Annotated in this window: 10 protein-coding genes; 9 read left to right on the top strand and 1 reads right to left on the bottom strand. The window is 45.7% G+C overall.

The annotated features are described in order from the left end of the window. Positions 1-433 precede the first annotated feature (433 nt). The 7 genes from RIE73_RS12345 to RIE73_RS12315 all read left to right on the top strand — a co-directional run bounded on the left by RIE73_RS12345 (position 434) and on the right by RIE73_RS12315 (position 6,873). Positions 434-604, top strand: coding sequence for a ChpI protein (locus RIE73_RS12345; protein ID WP_446401454.1), 171 nt, complete (start codon positions 434-436; stop codon positions 602-604). 554 nt (positions 605-1,158) lie between these two features. Further along, positions 1,159-2,262 (top strand): adenylate/guanylate cyclase domain-containing protein, encoded by a 1,104-nt coding sequence (locus tag RIE73_RS12340; RefSeq protein ID WP_446401453.1) that lies wholly within the window; start codon positions 1,159-1,161, stop codon positions 2,260-2,262. A gap of 150 nt (positions 2,263-2,412) precedes the next feature. Further along, positions 2,413-2,781 (top strand): response regulator, encoded by a 369-nt coding sequence (locus tag RIE73_RS12335; RefSeq protein WP_446401452.1) that lies wholly within the window; start codon positions 2,413-2,415, stop codon positions 2,779-2,781. Between the two features lie 12 nt (positions 2,782-2,793). Further along, on the top strand, positions 2,794-3,393 hold the full coding sequence (locus RIE73_RS12330; RefSeq protein WP_446401451.1) for a chemotaxis protein CheC: 600 nt from the start codon (positions 2,794-2,796) through the stop codon (positions 3,391-3,393). A gap of 182 nt (positions 3,394-3,575) precedes the next feature. Continuing rightward, entirely contained in the window at positions 3,576-4,424 is an 849-nt protein-coding gene (locus RIE73_RS12325; protein WP_446401450.1) for a HAMP domain-containing protein, read from the top strand. A 30-nt stretch (positions 4,425-4,454) separates the two neighbouring features. Continuing rightward, on the top strand, positions 4,455-5,690 hold the full coding sequence (locus RIE73_RS12320) for a methyl-accepting chemotaxis protein (protein WP_446401449.1): 1,236 nt from the start codon (positions 4,455-4,457) through the stop codon (positions 5,688-5,690). Positions 5,691-5,814: 124 nt separating this feature from the next. After that, entirely contained in the window at positions 5,815-6,873 is a 1,059-nt protein-coding gene (locus RIE73_RS12315; protein ID WP_446401448.1) for a protein-glutamate methylesterase/protein-glutamine glutaminase, read from the top strand. 59 nt (positions 6,874-6,932) lie between these two features. On the opposite strand, the gene RIE73_RS12310 is transcribed toward RIE73_RS12315, so the two are convergent. Further along, on the bottom strand, positions 6,933-8,132 hold the full coding sequence (locus RIE73_RS12310) for a trypsin-like serine protease (RefSeq protein WP_446401447.1): 1,200 nt from the start codon (positions 8,130-8,132) through the stop codon (positions 6,933-6,935). A gap of 362 nt (positions 8,133-8,494) precedes the next feature. Here RIE73_RS12310 and RIE73_RS12305 point away from each other — a divergent pair, with 362 nt between their 5' ends. Then, positions 8,495-13,090 carry a two-partner secretion domain-containing protein gene (locus RIE73_RS12305; RefSeq protein WP_446401446.1) on the top strand — a complete coding sequence of 1,532 codons (4,596 nt, stop codon included), beginning with the start codon at positions 8,495-8,497 and terminating at the stop codon, positions 13,088-13,090. A gap of 22 nt (positions 13,091-13,112) precedes the next feature. Continuing rightward, positions 13,113-17,195 carry a two-partner secretion domain-containing protein gene (locus RIE73_RS12300; RefSeq protein ID WP_446401445.1) on the top strand — a complete coding sequence of 1,361 codons (4,083 nt, stop codon included), beginning with the start codon at positions 13,113-13,115 and terminating at the stop codon, positions 17,193-17,195. The last annotated feature ends 17 nt before the right edge of the window (positions 17,196-17,212 follow it).

The raw sequence follows: 17,212 nt of genomic DNA, 5'->3' as shown, positions 1-17,212 counted from the left end.
GTACAAAATTAGGTTCGGTCAAGCTAACTTCTAAAAGCCGAAACGCCCGATTTTTCGTTCTCACTCTTCCTTGTCTACTGGTCTACCTGTCTTCCTTGTCTTACCTCAACCCCAATCTTAAAAAACCTACCCTTATGAGCTCTCCCCCAGCCCCTCTCCCACGCCAGCCCTCACCCCCAGCCCCTCTCCCAAGCTTGGGAGAGGGGAGCAAGAGGGGAGCAAGAGCATCCGATCCCCCTTCTCCCATGCAAAAAAAGCGAAGCATCCGCTGTCATCCCCCGTGCAAAAAAAGCGAAGCATCCTCTGGTTTCCCCCATGAAACAAAAAGCGAAGCATCCTCTGGCTTCCCCCATGAAACAAAAAGCGAAGCATCCTCTGGCTTCCCCCAATTCCTGATCCGCTTTTTGACGCAGCGGAACAATTCGCAAAACGTATGGGGTTATCTCGGAATCAGCTTTATGCTATGGCACTTCAAGACTACTTGCAAGCGCATAAACAGGATCAGATTACTCAACAGCTAGATGCAGTCTATGGCGATGAAAGCAGCAGTCTTGATCCTCTGTTTGTCCAGCTACAAGCTCATACGTTATCTGAGGAAAATTGATGATGCAGCGAGGTGAAATTTTCGTCTAGAACAGATCTATTAGAAAAATTACGACATTTGGCGTAGGCTCAACCTTTTGACCTAGAGAGAAAATTTGATAAAATTTAACATAAGCGCAAAAACAGGGCATAGACAGAATCGCTAACTCATCAAGGGAGTGCATCAAAGCTTACAAGCGGTGCGTCAACATCTACGTGTATCAGTCTAAACCTGCAATCTTATTCCCTATTCACAAAAAATAAACAGTGAATCCTATTCTTTCAACGGATGGGAGAACTTAGCTAACGGGATTCTTCGTGATCAGCACAAAAAAGATATTGCTAAACGTTCGCGTTTGGCATGATATCACATGGCGGTGAACCAGGTTTCAAGGATTCAACCGACAAGGGTGTCATACTGCCAATTATTTATCCTCTGGCTTCATATCATGTCCGCCCAAATAACCGTAATATCCTTCCCTTCTGCCCTCTGCCTTCTGCCCTCTGCCTTGCCTCCACCTAAATGTGAGTATTCAACCGGACATAATATCACCCTTTAGCTTACTCAATAATTCCATGCTTATTGCTAATTTCAATAACAACCAAATACCGTCCCCCCAAGTCCTCATCGTCGATGATGAAGAAACTCAGCGACTATTGATGAGACGAGTGATAGAAAAGGAAGGATATCAGATTCTGGAAGCATCCGACGGTTTAGACTGTCTCAGAACTTGTAAACATACATCTCCAGATATTATTTTACTGGATGCAATGATGCCAGTGATGGATGGTTTTACCTGCTGCCAACAGCTCAAAAAAAATCCTAAAACCAGTCAAATTCCGGTACTCATGATTACCGCATTGGAGGACAAAAAATCGGTAAATCAAGCCTTTGAAGCCGGAGCAACTGACTATGTAACCAAACCCATTCATTGGCCCGTCCTGCTGCAACGGGTGCGTCGCTTAATTGTACAATCCCAACTGTATATCCAACTGATTGAAAGTCAAGAGCGAACGGAACGGTTATTGCTGAATATCTTACCCGAACCGATTGCTCAACGGCTGAAACAGTCAGAAGGTGTGATTGCCGATTACTTTGAAAATGTCAGCGTTTTATTTGCGGATATGGTAGGATTTACTCAACTTTCTGCCCAAGTTAGCCCCAGAGAGTTAGCGAAACTGAATTCCATTTTTTCGGAGTTTGATCAATTAACTGAACAGTATGGATTGGAGAAAATTAAAACCATTGGTGATGGCTATATGGTTGCTGCTGGACTCCCCATTTCCCGTGATGACCACGCTGATGTAAGTTTAGAAATGGCACTGGCGATGCAGGAAGTAATGACTCAGTTCATGCAAAAAACAGGAAATCCGCTCAGTTTAAGAATTGGTATTCATACGGGTTCAGTTGTAGCGGGTGTGATTGGCACTAAAAAATTTAGCTATGACTTGTGGGGTGATACCGTTAACACCGCCAGCCGGATGGAACAACAGGGTTTATCCAACTGTATTCAGATTACAGAAGCGACGTACCAGCAGTTATCTCAGCAACATTTGTTTCGTGAACGCGGTATGATTGATATCAAAGGAAAAGGTCAAATGAAAACCTATATATTAGATTGCCAAACCTGTTTAAATAATCAGGGCAATTTAGTTCAAACTCCAATTGGCTCATGTTGAGCCGCTTAAAGTGAATGTCACTGACTTTAGAGTTTGTAGTAAGCGCTGTCTTCGCTTCTGGCACGCTTCGTGCCTACTACGAACCCAGCTTAAGTCAGAGCCATTCAGCTTAAATTTATCCAAGCATCAGTAAATAAGGACTTGACCATCATGGGATTAATTTTAATTACAGACGACGCTGCCTTTTCTCGGCGGATGATTAAGAAAGCCATCCAACAAAGTGGACACGAAACCCTAGAAGCGGCTAATGGTCGTGAATGTCTGGATCTACTAGCGAATCATACACCAGACTGTATTATTTCCGACTTATTAATGCCAGAAATGGATGGATTTGGTTTACTCAAAGAATTACGCGATCGCGGCTCAAAAATTCCGGTCATTATCCTCACTGCCGATATCCAGGAAACGGCGCGTCAGCACTGTGAAAGTTTAGGCGCATTTATGCTACTGAAAAAACCCCCAAAAGCGCCAGAAATTATCGAGGCAGTCACCCAAGCCCTGAGTACAAAAACAAACTAGGAGAACCTCAGCGTGGACTTAACTCATGACCAATTAGATGCCTTGAAAGAGCTAATTAATATTGGAGTGGGTCAGGCGGCGGGGATGTTGAGTGAAATGATAGACTATCATATCCGGTTGCAAATTCCAGAAGTGGAACTTTTACCTATTTTGGACATGCAAAATCAACAAAAACAACGCTTGGGTTCTGATCCCCTTTCTGCTGTAAAGTTGCCGTTTAGTGGTTCATTTACAGGAAATGCCCAGCTTATTTTTCCGACTGAAAGTGCTGCAATGTTAGTCTCAGTTCTCACGGGTGAAGATGTAGAAAGTCCTGATTTGGATTCTCTAAAAATTAGCACCCTCAGTGAAGTGGGGAATATTCTCCTCAATGGCGTTATGGGGTCAATTAGCAATATACTTGAGCAACAACTGGACTATGCGATTCCTTGCTATGAAGAAGAAGATATTGACCATCTTTTGTCCTTTAAAATTGGCTACAGTCAGGCTCATATTCTTTTAGCACGGACTCAGTTTGATATTGCAGAACTCCAAATTCAAGGCGATATTGTCCTATTTTTTGATGTCAGTTCATTTCAGTTGTTACTCAACGCGATCGCGGCGGTTGCGTAATCGACTAGGGATGCCCGAATGACATAAGACCAATGACATAAGTAGTCGGACAAAAGAAAACGGTACTGTATTAACTTTTGTCAATCACCCTCAAACCCTTACTGTTCCCTGTTCCCTGTTCCCTGTTCCCTGTTCCCTAATCTCCACCGCTAACTTTAATTGTGTCCACCGACTTAAGACCAATGACAAATAACAAACTCATCAAAAATCGTAAACCTGGACGCGCTGTTTTTTTTGAAGATCCCGAAGGTATCGAAAATCAGGAAACACAACAAAGTATTACCACTGAATCCAATCATTTACCAGCTAATGACCCTGATTCTGTCGATCCGCCCAGTGAACCATTGAACTCCGAACCCTCTCTAGAAACTGAACTCAGTTCCCAATCCTTACAAGAACTGAAACAAGCCCTAGCAGCGGTAAGAGATGGAGACTTTTCTGTTCGCCTTTCTGCTGATAACGGCTTCGGAGAATTGGCGACTATTTTTAATCAAATGGTAACGGTTAACCAAACCTTTACCACTGACCTAGTTAGCATGGGCAGAATGGTTGCCCAAGAGGGGAAAGTCAATAAGCAGTATTCTCGTCCAGAACTTCAAGGATCATGGCGGACTAATGTAGATACCGTTAATGAAATTATTAATAGCCTAGTTAACCCCACAATCGAGATTGCCCGAGTCCTCCATGCCGTTGCCAAAGGCGATTTATCCCAAAAAATTGCCTTAGAACTTGAAGGGAAGCCCTTAAAAGGACTCTTTCGCCGAATTAGCACGACGGTGAATAAAATGGTTGATCAACTGAATACCTTTGCCGTGGAAGTCAGCCAAGTTGCCCGTGATGTCGGCATCCAAGGAAAACTAGGCGGACAAGCTGAGGTGCAGGGGGTTTCCGGAATCTGGAAAGAACTCACCGATAACGTAAATTTGATGGCGAAAAATATCACCGATCAGGTACGCAGTATTACCACCGTGGCTACGGCGATTAGTGAGGGTGATTTTAGTGAAAAAATTACCGTTGAGGCACAGGGATAAATCTTAGCCTTAAAAGATACATTGAACCAAATGGTGGATCGCTTGAATGCAATTGTCACCGATATCACTCAAGTCAGCCAAGACGTTGGTGTCGAGGGAAAATTGGGCGGACAAGCCACAGTTGACGGCTTATCCGGTAGCTGGTTAAGTTTAACCGAGACTGTCAATTTTATGGCAGCACATCTAACCGAACAAGTCCGCAATATCGCCGCAGTTTCTACGGCTGTCGCCCAGGGAGATTTGTCCAAAAAAATTACTGTCGAGGCGAAGGGGGAAATTTTAGCCCTGAAAACAACACTCAATAGGATGGTGGATCAACTTAATACCTTTGCCGATGAAGTCACCCACTTAACTCAAGACGTTATCAATGGACAACTTGGGGGTCAAGCTGTAGTGGAAGGAGTTAACGGGACATGGAAAGAATTAACCGATAATGTTAACCTGATGGCAGTCAATCTGACCGATCAAGTGAAACAGATTGCCCAAGTTGCGATCGCACTCAGTAATGCTTCCGAACATCTGACGCTAGAAAGCCAAACCATGGGGGCGACAGCCGAGGAAACCTCCGTTCAAGCCACTACCGTTTCCACGGCTGCTGAACAAGTGAGTACCAATACCCAATCCGTCGCCATTGGCATGGAACAAATGCACGCCAGCATCAAAGAAATTGCCAAAAGTGCCGCCGAAGCCACCACCGTCGCCACCACCGCCGTCACCACCGCCGAAACCACCAATCAAACCATTGCACAACTCGGGGTAAGTAGTGCAGAAATTGGCAAAATTGTCAAGATGATTACCTCAATTGCCCAACAAACCAACCTTCTCGCCCTCAACGCCACCATAGAAGCCGCCCGTGCGGGAGAAGCGGGGAAAGGATTTGCCGTGGTTGCCAACGAGGTCAAAGAATTGGCAAAACAAACCGCCAATGCCACAGAAGACATTAGCCAGAAAGTCGAAGCCATACAAGGAGACACCAAGCATTCCGTGGATGCGATCGCCCAGATTACTACCATTATTCATCAAATCAACGATTTTCAGACCACGATTGCCAGTGCGGTGGAGGAACAAACCGCCACGACGAATGAAATTGCCCGTAACATCAACCAAGTTTCCATCGGTTCCCAAGAAATTGCTCGCAACATTACTGGCGTAGCGGATGCGGCGCAAAATACAGCCCAAAGTGCCAGCAACACTCAAAATTCAGCCCTAGAACTCTCAAAAACAGCATCGGAACTTCAACAACTTGTCGGGCAATTTCAATATTGAATTCCCTATTCCCCATTGCCCATTGCCCATTCCCTATTCCCTATTCCCTATTCCCCATTCCCCATTGCCCATTGCCCATTCCCCATTCCCCATTCCCTATTCCCCATTCCCTGTTCCCTAAAAAATGACCATTAATATCCTTGTTGTTGATGACTCGGTGCTAGCGCGGCGCATGATTAGTAATGTACTCGAAGCTGATCCCGCCCTTTGTGTCATCGGTGTCGCGGCGAATGGTAAAATCGCCCTGGCTAAACTTGCTCAAATAAAGCCAGATGTGGTGATATTAGATGTTGCCATGCCAGAAATGGATGGCTTGGAAACATTAGCCGCAATTCGCCAGCAGGATCAGCAGTTACCTGTAATTATGTATAGTGTTCTAACGGAACGCGGGGCGGCGGCTACGCTGGATGCACTGTCTCTGGGGGCGACGGATTATGTCACCAAGCCACAAACGAAAAGTAAACAGGAAGCCCTCGAACAGATTCAGAAACACCTGATTCCCAAAATTAAGGCATTTTGTGCAGATTCGCCCTCGACTCCGGTTAAACCGGGTGTAGAACCATTTCCAGCGACATCTCTACAGCGTCAAACCGTGACAGTCTCTAGTGTAAAGTCTCAGATTGAAATTTTAGCGATCGGCGTATCGACTGGAGGACCCAAAGCACTCGAGGCAATTTTACCCCAGTTTCCCGCTAATTTTCCCATACCCATTGTGATCGTACAGCACATGCCTCCTGTGTTTACCAGCCGTTTAGCTGAACGATTAGCGCAAAAATGCCAAATTAAAGTGGCTGAGGGTTATACATTGGGTCAATTAGAACCGGGGTTAGCGTGGATAGCACCAGGAGATTATCATCTGATTGTCGAGAGAAATGGTAAAGGTGTACAACTTCGCACCCATCAAGACGCGCCCGAAAACTCCTGTCGTCCGGCTGTTGATGTGCTATTTCGTTCTGTGGCTAAACTGTATGGGGCAAATACCTTAGCCATTATCTTAACCGGAATGGGGCAAGATGGACGTTTAGGCTGTGAATGTATTCGCCAAGTTGGGGGTCAGGTTTGGGTGCAGGATGAAGCCACCAGTGTTGTTTGGGGAATGCCAGGAATGGTGGCAAATTCAGGGTTAGCGGATAGGGTGATTCCGTTACCCGATATTGCGACTGAGATTATCCGTTGCGTTTAACTATTTAGAAGATGAGAATCAAAGGAATCGAGTGCGGTGTAGTGTCCTCAACCGACTGATCAACGGCTCACCTTTTTCTTTTTGGTTAGCCATAATCCTGTAGCAAATGCCATCAGTCCAGCTAAACTTCTAGGTTCGGGTACGGACACTGGATCACTTGGGCTAGGAATGTCGTCACTAATACTATCATCTGGCTGATCAGGAATCTCGTCACCCGGATCATCGGCAACATCATCATCACTAGGTAAGTTTTCATCAATGTCATCCGCCGGATTGTCTACAACTGGAGGCGTAGGAGGCTGCCAACTGGTTAGAATATCGTCGATCCAATTCGTGTACGATGACACACGGGTATCAAAGGAAAACTCGCCAAAGGAAGAATTTAGGGCATAGTCAATATCAGAAAAAGGAAAACGTAAACCAAAGGAAGTAATCCCCGCGATCGCGCCATCAATGAAGGTGGGTCCTCCAGAATCTCCTGGTGCTGAGTTCACTTCATTTAACCCCAAACCCAAGTCAGCATAATCATCGCCAAACCAATAACCAAATGCATCATTCGCGGAGAGTCCATTGTCAAAGTCGTAAGCTAATAAGGCATCAGTGACGTGATCTGAAATGAGATAATGTTGGTCAAACAAATCCCCGGAAGCATCATAACGGTTCTGACCGTGACGCTTCCTGTCAGACCACAATTCATCCCCAATGTTACCATTTCCAGTCCGACCATAACCCACTTTGTCGCCAATTTTACCGATTTCGTCGTTAGTCCGATAAATATCATAGCGATCGACTGTTTCTGGGGCAACATCAGTTAACTCTAAAATAGCAATATCATAGCCATTCAATAAATCACCAGTCCAGTCCTCATGAACAAAAATATCAGCAATGGAGAGGTTTAAATCACCTGTAGATAACTCAAACGTGGCTGTTCCATCCCAGATATCTAAACTCCCAAAATCATCAGTGAGGCAATGAGCCGCCGTGAGAATATGAGCGCCTGTTCCTAATAGTCCACCTGTGCAAGAAGTTCCCCAAAAACCCCCTAAAGAAAGTTGAGCGACGCCGTCATAGCCAGTTCCAGGAGACACAAGATAATCATCGGGATTACCTGCTGTCGTATAGAAGGGCTGAACTTGTGTCTGAATTGAGGTATTGTTTAAATTTACGGCTTTAGCAGGTTCGGTGATAACTAAAGGAGTGAGTAAACTTACTGCAGAGAGAAGAGTTAGAGACTTGAAGTTAGACAAAGTGAAAGTCATAGGTACACCAGAATGAAAGAGTCACGATTGAATGGTTCACTGTCATCTGTCTCTGAGGGATTGACCCTTATGCACTTTTTTCAGAGTTGTAATACCATTTCTCTGTAATCGTGCAACGAATAACCCCTCCGGGCTATCGCCGTCCCCCGCATAGAAAAAAGCGAAGCATCCTCTGGCTTCCCCCTTTTGAAGGGGGACGGGAGGGGGATCTAAAAAGGGAAGAGGGGGGTCTTTATAAAGTGCAGCATCATAGAGAATGGGTATAACGTATATTCATAACCTGGATGAAAATTTTCCCAACATGCATAAATTCCCACTGCTGAGAGAGATATACTAAAAAAGTATGGTTTGGGATCAAACTGGTGATAACTCAAATCGGGAAACGTTGGGGATGCATATTAGCAGGGGTTTTCGGCATCAGTGGGGTTCTCGCTGGCTGCGATACCGATGCTGTGGCTCAGATTACACCGGATACTAGCCTGGGAACTGAAAATTCCGTGGTTACCCCAAATGTGGATATCCAGGGACTTCCAGCCGATTTAATTGAAGGCGGGGCGACACGGGGCGCGGCGTTGTTTCACAGTTTCTCCGAGTTTAATGTTGGCGCGGGATTGCGGGTTTATTTTGCCAATCCGGTGGGGATTGAAACGATTTTCAGTCGGGTGACGGGGAGTGATGTCTCGGATATTTTGGGAACATTGGGAGTAGATGGGGGCGCTAGTTTATTTTTACTGAATCCCAATGGGATTATTTTTGGGGAGAATGCGCGGTTGGATATCGCGGGTTCGTTTGTGGGGAGTACAGCGAATTCTGTGGTGTTTGAGAATGGGGTGGAATTTAGCGCCACGAATCCAGAAGCACCACCAATATTAACGATTAATCTAACACCAGGATTGCAGTATGGGTCAAATTCAAACGGAAGGATTACTAATGCTGGGACGTTAGCAGTAGGGCAAGATTTGACCTTGGCGGCGGATAATCTGGATTTACAAGGTCAATTGGAGGCTGGGGACAATTTAACGCTTACGGCTAAAGATACGGTAACGATACGGGATACTGTAGCGAATCCCTTTATTGCCACGGCTGGAGGACAGTTGCTGGTTCAAGGGAATCAACTGATAGATATTTTTGCCTTGAATCATCCCGATAGTGGCTTGTTTTCGGGTGGAAATATGGTGTTGCGAAGTGCCAACACGGTAGGAGGCGATGCTCACTATTGGAGTGGGGGAAGTTTTGCGATTGAGCAGTTAGATGGGAGTTTAGGGGGGTTAGACAGTCCCAATGATCCCGTAATTCGTGCTAATCAAGATGTATTTCTCGACTCGTATACAGGTGCTTCCCTGCATATTTTTGCGGGTGGATTAGTTTTTATTCCGGGTACGGTGAGAATTACCGCTCCAGATACTACGGATTTTATTACGGAGGAGGTGACTTTATCTGATGGAATTACCCGGGTTTCTATCGATGGCAGTGTCGAACCCACATTAGATATCCGGGCAGGAATCGATTGGACAAAATTAGGCGGATTTCCGGGAAACACGGTGGAGGGAACTGTATTTCCGTTCTTAGGTTCCTTTTCTCCTGTTCCCAGTGCGGATATCATCATCGGTGAGATTATTGTTGGAGATCAGGGAAAAGTTTTTTTAACGAATCAATACCACCCCAATACATTAGACACCCCGTTTGGTGGCATTACTGTTGATTCTATTTCTACCCAGGCGGGTGACGTTGTATTCGATTCTAGAGGCGGCATTACTCTGGATGGTTTAATTGATACCTCTTCCTTTCCTATTGGTAGTGGTGGTGATGTCACCCTGAGAGCAAAGGGAGATATATTCATCACTTCTAGCTTCGCGATTAACACCCGTGGTGTCGCTGGGGGAGATGTTACCCTAAATAGTGATGGTGCAATTTCTATTGCTGGAAGTCTGATCACGACGGATAGCTCTTCTCCTGACTCAGAGGTATTCAATCCATCGGGGGACATTACTGTCACAGCTCAGTCACTTTCTTTGACTGAGGGGGCTACACTGTTAACCGGAAGTGGCAGCAATATCAATATTACTACTACCGATTTTGTCTCTTTAGATGGGTCAAGTAGTGATGAAGCTGGGAGCATTATAAATCAAATTTTGCTGGAAGAACAGGGAAATGGGGGTAATATTGAAATTACAACAAGGTTACTCTCAATTACCAATCGCTCTGGAATATTTGCCGCTACGATAAATAAAGGGAATACCAGTAATATAACAATTATCGCCACTGATGCCGTTTTGATTGATCGAGGTAGTTTTATTGATAACTCAGTGTTGTTGGGAGAGGGGAACGCTGGCAATATAGATATTACGACTAGTTCACTATTAGTTAGTGACGCATCTCTAATAAACGCCTCAACTCAAGGAAAAGGAAATGGAGGGAATGTAATCATAACAGCTACCGATTCTATCTATTTGGATTCCAGTAGAATAGGCAGTGTCGTCTCTGCCTTAGGAGAAGGTAATGGAGGGGATATTAATATCACAACTAATTCCCTCTCTTTGACTAATAGTGGCATAAATGCTTCAACTCAAGGAAAAGGAAATGCAGGTAACGTAATTATTAATGCCGCTGATTCTGTCTCTTTGGATGGCTCAAGCTTTATCGCCAGTGAAGTGACGTTGGTTGAGGCAGAAGGAGATGGAGGGGATATTAACATCACGGCGCGATCACTATCTCTGAGTGATGGTTCTTTACTTAGAACCAATACTTCAGGACAGGGAGATGCAGGTGATGTTCAGATTGTGGCTACTGATTTTATTTCCTTTGATGGAGCTAGTGGTGCAACCAGCGGGGTATTGTTTTTGGGAGCCCAAGGAGATGGGGGAGATATTAACATCACAGCGCGATCGCTGTTTCTGAGTGATGGTTCTGCACTAAGTGCTACAACTACTGCACAGGGAGATGCAGGTGATGTTCAGATTGTGGCGGCTGATTCCGTCTCCTTTGATGGAGCGAGTAGTGTCAGCAGTGGAGTGTTTTCTGGAGCACAAGGAGATGGGGGAGATATTAACATCACAGCGCGATCGCTGTTTCTGAGTGATGGTTCTGCTCTAAGTGCGACTACCGCTGCACGGGGAGATGCAGGTAACGTCAATATTATTGCCACTGATTCCGTTTCGTTGGATGGGGCGAGTAACATGTTCATTGACTCTCAAACTCAAATAGTAATGGGGGGATCTACGGGTATAGCCAGCGAAGTATTTTTCGGCGCACAAGGTAATGGTGGAGACGTCAACATCACCACAGGTTCGCTTTCTGTAACCAATGGCGCAGGAATAAGTACCCTTACTACTAGTCAGGGAAACGCAGGTAATATTAAGATTACGGCTAGGGATTCTGTCTCCTTTGATGGAGTTGCAAATATCTCCATCTTTGCTGACGATCAAGTGTTAATAGATAGTTTGGAAATCCTCAGCCGTGCAACGAGTGACGTATCACAACTAGCCGAAGGTAATGGAGGTGACATTGATATCACTACGGGTTCACTGTCTGTTACCAATGGCGCTAGAGTCAGTTCGGCTACGGATGGACGAGGAGACGCAGGTAGTATCTTTGTGCGGGAGGCTGATTCTGTAGTATTAGACAATAACAGCTTAATTTCAACCCAGGTGAATCAGGGCGCAGTTGCCCAGCAACCTAGTAACATTAATATCCAAACCCGGGAACTCTCTTTAACGAATCGTTCTCAAGTGACAGCGAGAACATCAGGACAAGGGGATGCAGGTAGTATTTTAGTCGGTGAGGCTCAAGACATTTTCCTCTCCAATAGCGACATTTCCACGGAATCAAATAGTGTGGGTGTAGCGGGAGATGTCACCTTGACAACGGAACAATTAGTTCTTGAAGATAACTCTCAGGTATCTGCGGCTACCGTATCCAGTCAAGGTGGAGGCATTACCTTACAAGGTTTAGACACCTTGCAAGTCAACAACAGCCTTATTTCGGCTTCTACACAAACAGGTACAGCCGGAAAATTGACGGTTAACGCGGCTGACTCTGTGCAACTGACAGGAGAAGGCGGTTTGTCTGTGGAAGCCACCAACGGCGGTACGGCTGGAGACTTAACCGTTACAACTCAGGAACTTCAGGTGAACGAGGGAGCGCAAGTTACCGTCAGCAGTCCCCAAGGACAAGCCGGGAATCTTACAATTGCAACGGATTCCATTGTCCTCAATCAAGGCACAATTTTTGCTGAAACCGGAATCAGTAGCGCACAAGGCGGTGCAAATATTACCCTGGACGATTTAAACCTGCTATTCCTAGAAAACGAAAGCCTGATTTCTGCTAGCGCCCTCGCCGACGCCAATGGCGGTAACGTGACGATTGATTCGACATTCATCATCGCCCTCCCTCCAACGGGTACAGAAGGAAGCGATATTATTGCCAATGCGGTGCAAGGAAACGGAGGGCGAGTTAGCGTTACCACTCAAGGACTATTTGATATCGAATTTCGACCCCAACGCACTCCCTTAAACGACATTACTGTTAGTTCCGAATTTGGACTCGATGGTGTCTTTGTGGAAAACCGACCCGATATTGACCCGAACCGAGGATTAACCGAATTAGAGAATAATTTTGTTGATGCAGAACGCCTGATTGACCGTTCCTGTAATGCGGGAGGTGCAGCGTTAGCCAGTAGCTTTATTTTCACAGGTCGCGGCGGTATTCCACCGAGCCCCCTGGATGTTCTGGAGAGTGACGTAATTGTCAGTAATTGGGTGAGTTTAGATGAAGAGACTCCAACCCAAACGCAACCAGAATCTGTCACATCCAATTCAAGTCAATCTCGGCAAATTATTGAAGCCCAAGGGTGGGTGAAATTGGCAAATGGGCAGATAATGTTAGTGGCTGAATCTCCTACAGTCACACCTCAAGTAAATTGGCAAAATACCACAGACTGTGACAATATTCCTGAATAAAGTAGTGATGAAGGTCGAGGTTATGATGACTCAAAGCTGGAAACATTGGTGGTGGACATTCGCCGGAATTGTTGGAATTGGCGGCGTTTTTGCGGGCTGGGATACGGCTGCTGTGGCTCAGATTACACCGGATACTAGCCTAGGAACTGAAAATTCCGTGGTTACGCCAAATCTGGATATCCAGGGACTTCCGGCGGATTTAATTGAAGGCGGAGCGACACGCGGCGCGGCGTTGTTCCACAGTTTCTCAGAGTTTAATGTTGGCGAGGGATTGCGGGTTTATTTCGCGAATCCGGTGGGGATTGAAACAATTTTTAGTCGGGTGACGGGGAGTGATGTCTCGGATATTTTGGGAACATTGGGAGTAGATGGGGGCGCTAGTTTATTTTTGTTGAATCCCAATGGGATTATTTTTGGAGAAAATGCGCGGTTGGATATCGCGGGTTCGTTTGTGGCGTCTACGGCGAATTCTGTGGTGTTTGAAAATGGGGTGGAATTTAGCGCCACGAATCCAGAAGCACCACCAATATTAACGATTAATCTAACACCGGGATTGCAGTATGGGTCGAATTCAAACGGACGAATTGCCAATGCTGGGAATTTAGCCGTGGGTGCAGGTGAAACCCTGAGTTTGTATGGCAATACGGTTACCAGCACAGGTAGACTGACAGCACCCGGAGGAACGGTACAAATATTAGGCGATCGCGTGGGATTGTTTGACAATGCTCAAATTGATGTCTCCAGCGATATGGGAGGCGGTACGGTATTGATTGGCATAGCCGAGGAAGCGAATAACTTATACATTCCATCGGTTACTCATGCGACTCGAACCTTTGTCAGCCCTGATACCATTATCAATGCGAATGGAATAGGCAATAGTGATGGCGGTAATGTATTAGTTTGGTCAGATGAAGTCACTCGTTTTTATGGCACGATTAGCGCCCGTGGGGGTGAAATGTCTGGCAATGGTGGATTTGTGGAGGTTTCGGGGAAAGACATTTTAGAGTTTGATGGATTAGTCGATACGACTGCCGCGAATGGAAGAACGGGAACACTACTCCTTGATCCGACAAATATCGAAGTTGTACTTTTTGCCAATGAAACCGATAATTTAAATGATGTTGATGGGTTTGCTGATCCAGATATCGGGGCTGATGGTGACACCAAAATTAATGCGACGGCGATTAACAATGCTGCGGCGGATGTTGTGCTTCAGGCGACCAATAATATTATTTTTAATGCCGCCGTTAGTATCCGACAATCTGGCATTGGACTTACCGCCCAAGCTGGCAACACGATTACCGTGAATCGACGCATTACCACGCCCGGTGGTGATATTCAATTAATCGGTGCCATAACCTCTAATAATGGTTCTATTTTCATCAACGACGATGTTCGCTCTCGTGGGGGAGATATCGTTCTCCAAGCTGGTGGGGATATCTTCGTTGAGGAGGCGACAGTCAATACCGAATCGGGGTTTTTCGGAGATTCGGGAGACATGACGATTGAGACAGGGCGGTTAATTCTTCAGAATAAGGGACAGGTAGACACCAGTACATTTGGATTGGGGAACGCGGGGAATCTGGATATCCGGGCGACTGAAATTGAAATGACTGCATCCGCGAACGCTTCATCTAATATTCTTACAGGTATTGGTGCAGCAACCAATCGAGGTTCCACTGGCAATGCGGGTAAGATTACCATTGAAACAGAACGGTTAACCGCTCGAAATGGCGCACAAATAATCGCACCAACATGGAGTTCTGGAAAGGCTGGAGAAATCATTATCAGAGCGTCGGAAATTGAACTAATTGGTGACTCGTCATTCAATGGTTTTCCGAGCGGAATTTTGGCTAACAATCCACCAGGAAGCACAGGAGCCAGTGGCAAGATAACGATTGAAACTGAACGATTAATTGCCCGTGATGGTGGAAGTGTTTCTGTTTCCACGTTTACGGGTGAAAATGGAGGGGAGCTAACTGTTCAAGCCTCTGAGATTGAATTAACCGGAACAGGCAAGATTTATCCCAGCGCTTTGTCGGCTCAAGCGCATCCAGGAGCAACTGGAAATGCTGGGCAAGTAACGATTGAAACGGATCAGTTAATTGCTGGCAATGGGGGGACTATCACAACGGCGTCAACGGCTGGCAATGGTGGAAATCAGACAATTAAAGCCACCGATTTTATCAACGTAGCCAATGGTGGGTCTCTAGTGGCTAACGCAGCGACAGGATTTGGTGGGACTATCTCGATTGAAACGAAAAATTTGACCCTTGAAAATGGGGGTATTATTAACACTAGCACGACGGGTCAAGGTAATGCTGGCAGTATTGCCGTTCGCCAATCCGAATCCGTTACGGTAGGCAAAGGAAGTGTGATATCAAGTCTATCGTTTGGTTCAGGAACAGGGGGTAATCTTTTAATTGAAACGGGAAATCTTACAATTCGTGATAGTGGTGGTGTGGTCACCAGTACGGCGGGTCAAGGGAGTGCGGGAAACCTAACAGTACAAGCCAAAGACTCGGTTAATGTAATCCGTGATGGTCTGTTATCAACAGGTACTCTCGGTACAGGATCGGGTGGAAACCTTTTAATCGAAACCCGAAGTTTAAATGTCCAAGACAAGGGTAAAGTTTTCAGTAGCAGTTTAGATGCAAGTACATTTGATTTGAACAGTCTTGACCCGAACCTTTATTCCCCTGATTTAATTGAACGAATTCGGAATAATGTTAATATAGCCGCTCAAGGAAATTTCACTCAAGGGGATTCAGGAAACTTGACTGTTATTGCCACAGACTCAGTAAATGTGGCGAAGAATGGAGTGATTTCGACACAAGGTCGGGGTGAAGCATCCGGTGGTAATTTAACCATAAATACCCAACAGTTAACGGTTGATAACGCTGGTGCGATCGTCACGGATACCTTCGGTTCGGGCAATTCAGGAAACTTAACCATTAATGCCAACGATACGGTCAATGTTATCGGTTTTGGCAGCGATATTACCACTCAAACTCGTCCCGACAGCACCGGAAACGGGGGAACTCTCACCATTACCACCGGACAATTAAGAATACAGGATGAAGCTGCTGTCTCATCGGGAACATTTGGTCAAGGATTGGGTGGAGACATTCAGTTGCAAGGGAATTCTCTGGAACTCGCCAATCGCGGACGTATTACCAGTCGCAGTGAGGGGTTAAACAATGCTGGCAATATTTTGATCCGTTTGAATGATGAGCTGCGATCGCGTCAAGGTCAAGTTGTGGCTACGTCCTTACAATTTGGTGGTGGTAATATCGATATCACGGCTCAAGATATCCTCCTGCGTAACAGCAGTTTAATTAGCACGAGTGTATTTGATAGTACAGGTGGCGGTGGTAATATTCAGATAAACTCTAATAGTTTTGTGGCTCTGGAGGACAGCGATATTCTAGCAAATGCTGATGCTGGACCCGGAGGCGATATTATTATTAACTCCTCAGTATTTCTGGCTGATTTGTTTTCGAGCGATCGGGCAATTCCAGTCGGTCGCAATCCTGGAGATTTAGATCGGTTTCGCCGTAATGGTGAGGTTGATATTTCGGTGGACTTTGCTCAGTTTTCTGGTAATCAGCCAGTTAATGTCGTTGATCTGGTCGAGAACGTGAATCGATTTCGCATTAATGAGCGCGTTGATATCTCCGCAGACTCTCAAACGGGTCGCGATGGTTCAGTTATCACTCCTGTACCTTTCTTTGGTCAAGGGTTAACCGCGCTACCGACTAATTTTGTTGATGCAGAACGCCTGATTGACCGTTCCTGTAATGCGGGGGGTGCAGCGTTAGCTAGTAGCTTTATTTTCACAGGGCGCGGCGGTATTCCACCGAGTCCTCTGGATGTTCTGGAGAGTGACGTGATTGTTAGTAATTGGGTGAGTTTAGATGAAGATACTCCAACCCAAACATATCCAGAATCTGTCACGCCCAATTCAAGTCAATCTCGGCAAATTATTGAAGCCCAAGGGTGGGTGAAATTGGCAAATGGGCAGATAATGTTGGTGGCTGAATCTCCTACAGTCACACCTCAAGGGAATTGGCAAAATATTACAGATTGTGGCAGTCCTGAATAAAAGTAGTGATCAAGGTC

This window comes from Coleofasciculus sp. C1-SOL-03 (genome assembly GCF_040220555.1).
Taxonomy (GTDB): domain Bacteria; phylum Cyanobacteriota; class Cyanobacteriia; order Cyanobacteriales; family Coleofasciculaceae; genus Coleofasciculus.
The sequence above is the reverse complement of the archived record's forward strand: the minus strand, read 5'-3'. Positions and strand labels throughout refer to the sequence as shown.

Bases quoted from the DNA above. Each gene is read 5' to 3' on its own strand.
- RIE73_RS12335 (WP_446401452.1), top strand. From the start codon at position 2,413: ATGGGATTAATTTTAATTACAGACGACGCTGCCTTTTCTCGGCGGATG.
- RIE73_RS12345 (WP_446401454.1), top strand. From the start codon at position 434: ATGGGGTTATCTCGGAATCAGCTTTATGCTATGGCACTTCAAGACTAC.
- RIE73_RS12310 (WP_446401447.1), bottom strand. From the start codon at position 8,132: ATGACTTTCACTTTGTCTAACTTCAAGTCTCTAACTCTTCTCTCTGCA.
- RIE73_RS12340 (WP_446401453.1), top strand. From the start codon at position 1,159: ATGCTTATTGCTAATTTCAATAACAACCAAATACCGTCCCCCCAAGTC.
- RIE73_RS12320 (WP_446401449.1), top strand. From the start codon at position 4,455: ATGGTGGATCGCTTGAATGCAATTGTCACCGATATCACTCAAGTCAGC.
- RIE73_RS12300 (WP_446401445.1), top strand. From the start codon at position 13,113: ATGATGACTCAAAGCTGGAAACATTGGTGGTGGACATTCGCCGGAATT.
- RIE73_RS12325 (WP_446401450.1), top strand. From the start codon at position 3,576: ATGACAAATAACAAACTCATCAAAAATCGTAAACCTGGACGCGCTGTT.
- RIE73_RS12315 (WP_446401448.1), top strand. From the start codon at position 5,815: ATGACCATTAATATCCTTGTTGTTGATGACTCGGTGCTAGCGCGGCGC.